Raw genomic sequence first — 4,490 nt, forward strand, 5'->3', positions numbered from 1 at the left:
CCGTCTGCACCTTCTGGCCGTGCTGGTTTGCCTGCTCGTAGATCACCTGGAAGTTGCGACCCAACTGGGTGATGAACTCCTGGCAGGCCACCGAGCCCGCACCGCCCCAGAAGTCGCCGGCGGCCAGCACATCGCGCACGATGGACTGGTGCTCGGCTTCCAACGACGCGGCCTGGGCCCGGATGAGCGCGCCGTGGGCGTCCACATCGCCGAACTGGTAACTGATCGACATTTTGATGTTCTCCTAAAAGGCTTGAGCGACGGGTTAACTGGACAGGATCTGCTGGCTGGACTGCTCTTGGGCTTCGTAGTTGCCGGCGTCGCGGATCAGTCCGTCGCGCACACCGTGGAGCATGTTCACGATGTTGCGGAAGGCCTGGTTCATCTGGCCCATGGTGTCGTAAGACGTCATCTGAGCGGTACCACTCCACCCGGCACCGGCGATGTTTTGGCTCGATGCCCACATCTTGCGGGCCTCGTCCTCAACGGTTTGGGCGTGCACATCAAAACGGCCCGCCATCGCCCGCATCTCGTGCGGGTCAGTCATAAAACGCGTAGGCATAACTCTTTCTCCTTATCTCGATGTCATTTCAGCGTTAATGCGTTGTACTGCAACAGCATCCCCCCGCCTCTCATCCGCCGGCCGGCGTGCGGGTTTCGACTCTCACGGGAGCTGTCTTGGCAGCCTGTGTGCCCATACCGCGCCCGCTGAGCGAACCCATAAGCGCTTGCGTGAACGGGCTGTTGGGCAGACCGGCGGATGGGTTCACCATCGGGCTGACAGTGGTGTCGGGCAAGACCGGGGCGGCGCGAACGGCCATCTCCGGCGCCGCCTTTGCCCAACCATTCGGGATCGACAACCCACCCAACCGACTTGCTGAGGCCATCTGGGCACTGATCGACTGCGCAAACCCGCGCATCTCGGCCCCGATGCCACTCATCAAGAGCTTCATCTTGCCGTCGAGGATCTGGGAGACGCTGTTCAACAGAGTCTGTTGGCCGGCCTGCAGCGCCTGGCTGGCGCCCATCGAGTTGGCCATGCTCATCAGCATGCGGGCGGGCATGCTGGCCATCATCGTTACGTAGTAGGCGGCCTGCACCGGAAGAATTGACCCCACGGCCGAGTTGATACCCGTCGTAGTTGCCGCGGCCGCGAGCCCGTTCTGCGCAGTCGACGATAGGCCAAGATCGCTCAGCACGGCGGTCCAGTTGCTTGACACTGTTTGTCCGGTGGGGACGTTTCCCAGGTAGGCGTTGAACAGCGCCTGCAGATCGGTGCTCAACGAGGAGGCTGTATTCGCCGTCGACTGGGCGGCCGCCGCAGCGTTGGCGGATGTCCCCCCGTCGCTGGTCGTCGGCGCGGGGGTCTGCTCGGGCAACGCGGTGAACTGCTGCGAGGCCAGCGCATAGGTGTCCATCGTCAGACCGTCCTGGAACCACATCTCCATGTAGTGCGCCTCGGTGGCCGCGATCGCCGGAGTGTTTATGCCCAAGAAGTTGGTGGCGATCAGTACCGCCAGCAGCGCCCGGTTAGCCGCGATCACCGACGGCGCCACCGTCGCTGCAAACGCGCCCTCGTAGGCGGCGGCAGCCAACCTGGCCTGGGCGCTGGTCTGAGCGGCTTGAATCGAGCTGCCCTGCAACCATGCGATGTAGGGCGCCGTCGCCGAAGCCATCCGCGCAGACGTCGGGCCCAACCACGGCCCGCCGACCAATTGCTCGATCACCGATTGATACGAGTTGGCCGTTGTCTCCAGGTCGGCGGCCAACTCATTCCATGCCGCCGCCGCCGCCATCAACGGTCCTGACCCCGCCCCGGAATACATCAAGGCCGAGTTGACCTCAGGCGGGAACATCATGAAGCTCATCGGCCCAGGCCCCCGTTACCCCGCAACTGCTGCAGCTGCCGCATTCGCCGTCTCTGTCAATGCATAGGCCCCCGCGCCGGAGCGCAGTGCGGCCACCAACTGCTCATGTACCTCTGCCGCCTGAGCGGCGATCTGCTGATACGCCACGCCCTGCTGACCGAACTGGGCCGCCGTCATCGCCGACACGACGTCGGACGCCGCCGGGGCCAACCCGGTCGTCGGTGCCGCGGCAGCTGTATTGCGGGCCACCATCGCATCACCGAGGCCGGCCAAATTGCTCGCAGCACCAGACAACACGTCCGGCTGCGTAGTTACGAACGACACCCTGCGCCCTCCTTGAGATGACGTCAAACCCCCGGTCGGCTCGACGCAACAGTTAATGCAATTAACTTTAGTGCGGGGAGCTTACGTCCGGGGGCCTAACGGGTGCGGTAATCGTAAAGCACGAACGCGCGCGTTGTGCTGAAAAACACCAAAGACATTCAGCGCGCATCAACATTTTTCTCGACGTTCAGACAGGACGGTGTCGAGCGAGATCGCAGTGCGCTGAACCGCCTCGTGCCGAAGCAAGTTATTAGACATCTGTCAGTAGCTGAAATAGCGCAGCTCACCCCTCTTCGTCAAGTGGCAGCAGTGGTCGGCGCGGATCCCCAACGCCTGCGCCAATTAACTCCAGCCCGGCCCTGACCGTGGTGGCCAGCCCGCCTGCCACGATGAACTCCAGCAGCGACTTAAGCTCTGTGTAAATCGTTTGCGCTCTTGGCAATTCGCCCGCGCGCACTGCATCGTGCCGGTCGATCCAGGGCTGTGGCCGCAGGCTCGGTGCGGCCATGCACCAACCGGCGGCACCTGCCCGCAGCGCGTCCAGGACCAGCGGATTGCTGCCGTTGTAGAAGGGCGCCGGCCGCCACTGAGCTGATCGATGCGCAGCATCCGGGAGAAGGCCACCGGTGAATTTTTGACCATCGTGACGTTATCGATGGCCTCGAACATCCGCACGAGGAGTTCCGGGCTCATATCGACGCCACTCGTCGCGGGATTGTTGTAAATCATGATCGAATCCCGATCGCGTCCGCCAATACTGAGAAAATGCTTAATAATTTCCCTTTCAGAAAGTTTCCAGTAAGACACCGGCAAGACCATCACCGCGTCGGCGCCGGCGTGTTGTGCATATCGCGCACGCCGCGCGGTCGACTGACTGCTACAACAGCGTCCGGTACAACAGCGCCGAGTGTGGGCTTGTGTCACGCGTTACGCCGCAAAGCGTTCATTAACCCCACACTCGGCGGCAGGTATGTAGGCGGCAGGTATGTAGGCGGCAGGTATGAATAAGGGGTGGTCGAGGGAATCAGTCGCAGGACGCTACTGACGACGGGCGCGGCGGCGGCGATCGTCGGCGCGGGTGTCGGCGGGGGCGGCGTTGCGCTGCTCGGCTCGCCGCATCGGGGACCCAGGGTGTGGGCCCAGCCCGATCAAAGCGGGGCCCAACCGGTCGGCGGTCTGCATCTGCAATTCGGTAGGGACGCTTCTACCGAAGTCGTCGTCTCATGGCACACCACCGATCCCGTTCACAACCCGCGAGTGATGGTCGGCACGCCGACGTCCGGCTTTGGTCGCGTCGTGCAAGCCGAGACCCGCACCTATCGGGACGCGAAGTCCAAGAGCGAAGTTCGGGTCAACCACGCCCGACTCGACAACCTGGCCCCCGACACCGACTATGTCTACGCCGCGGTGCACGACGGCACCAATCCCGAGCTGGGAACGGTAAGAACCGCGCCGTCCGGGCGAAAACCGTTTCGCTTCACCAGTTTTGGAGACCAGGCGACCCCGACCCTTGGCCGACTGAAAGAGACCAGTTACCGCAGCGACAATCTCGGCTCCCCGGCATCCGGCGATACCACCACGGCCATCGAACGGCTCGGTCCGCTGTTCAACCTGGTCAACGGCGACCTGTGCTACGCCAACCTCGCGCATGACCGCATCCGCAGCTGGTCGGACTGGTTCGACAACAACACCCGCTCGGCCCGTTACCGGCCGTGGATGCCGGCGGCGGGCAATCATGAGAACGAATTAGGCAACGGCCCGGTCGGTTACGCCGCCTACCAGACCTACTTCGCGGTGCCCGACTCGGGATCCGACGCCGAACTGCGCGGCCTGTGGTATTCGTTCACCGCCGGGTCGGTGCGAGTGATCAGCCTCAACAACGACGACATCTGCTTCCAGGACGGCGGAAACTTCTACGTACACGGCTACTCGGGTGGCGCTCAAAAGCGTTGGCTGGAAACCGAACTCGCCGCCGCGCGAGCCGATTCGCGAGTCGACTGGGTGGTTGTGTGCATGCACCAGACCGCGATCTCCACCGCCGATCGCACCAACGGCGCCGACCTGGGCATCCGACAGGAATGGCTTCCGCTGTTCGACCGCCACCAGGTCGACCTGGTGGTCTGCGGTCACGAGCACCACTACGAACGCTCGCATCCGGTCCGGGGAGCGCAAGACACCGAAACCAAAACCCCGATCCCGGTCCAAACCCGCGGCGACGTGATCGACACCAGCAAGGGGACGGTGCACCTGGTCATCGGCGGCGGCGGCACGTCGGCGCCGTCGAACACCATGTTCTTC

5 protein-coding genes and 1 pseudogene are annotated in these 4,490 nt (G+C 63.5%); 1 reads left to right on the top strand and 5 read right to left on the bottom strand.

Annotated features, from left to right (window positions below; all coding sequences use genetic code 11):
• The 5 genes and pseudogenes from WBF82_RS02325 to WBF82_RS02345 all read right to left on the bottom strand — a co-directional run.
• A partial coding sequence (locus WBF82_RS02325) for a WXG100 family type VII secretion target (RefSeq protein WP_424381487.1) occupies nucleotides 1-232 on the bottom strand: 232 nt, incomplete at its 3' end.
• 33 nt (nucleotides 233-265) lie between these two features.
• Nucleotides 266-562, bottom strand: coding sequence for a WXG100 family type VII secretion target (locus WBF82_RS02330; protein ID WP_424381488.1), 297 nt, complete (start codon nucleotides 560-562; stop codon nucleotides 266-268).
• A 70-nt stretch (nucleotides 563-632) separates the two neighbouring features.
• A complete protein-coding gene (locus WBF82_RS02335; protein ID WP_424381489.1) occupies nucleotides 633-1,868 on the bottom strand; it encodes a PPE family protein in 1,236 nt (411 codons plus the stop codon).
• A 15-nt stretch (nucleotides 1,869-1,883) separates the two neighbouring features.
• Nucleotides 1,884-2,192 (bottom strand): PE family protein, encoded by a 309-nt coding sequence (locus WBF82_RS02340; protein ID WP_424381490.1) that lies wholly within the window; start codon nucleotides 2,190-2,192, stop codon nucleotides 1,884-1,886.
• 283 nt (nucleotides 2,193-2,475) lie between these two features.
• A pseudogene (locus tag WBF82_RS02345) lies at nucleotides 2,476-3,059 on the bottom strand (dihydrodipicolinate synthase family protein); the annotation flags it as partial.
• 144 nt (nucleotides 3,060-3,203) lie between these two features.
• On the opposite strand from WBF82_RS02345, the gene WBF82_RS02350 reads away from it, so the two are divergent.
• On the top strand, nucleotides 3,204-4,490 hold a 1,287-nt coding region (locus tag WBF82_RS02350; protein ID WP_424381491.1), incomplete at its 3' end, for a purple acid phosphatase family protein.

It is taken from the genome of Mycobacterium sp. (assembly GCF_049673265.1).
Lineage (GTDB): Bacteria > Actinomycetota > Actinomycetes > Mycobacteriales > Mycobacteriaceae > Mycobacterium.

What these genes read in the sequence shown, in the direction of transcription:
- WBF82_RS02330 (WP_424381488.1), bottom strand. Translation starts at nt 562, where the DNA reads ATGCCTACGCGTTTTATGACTGACCCGCACGAGATGCGGGCGATGGCG.
- WBF82_RS02335 (WP_424381489.1), bottom strand. Translation starts at nt 1,868, where the DNA reads ATGAGCTTCATGATGTTCCCGCCTGAGGTCAACTCGGCCTTGATGTAT.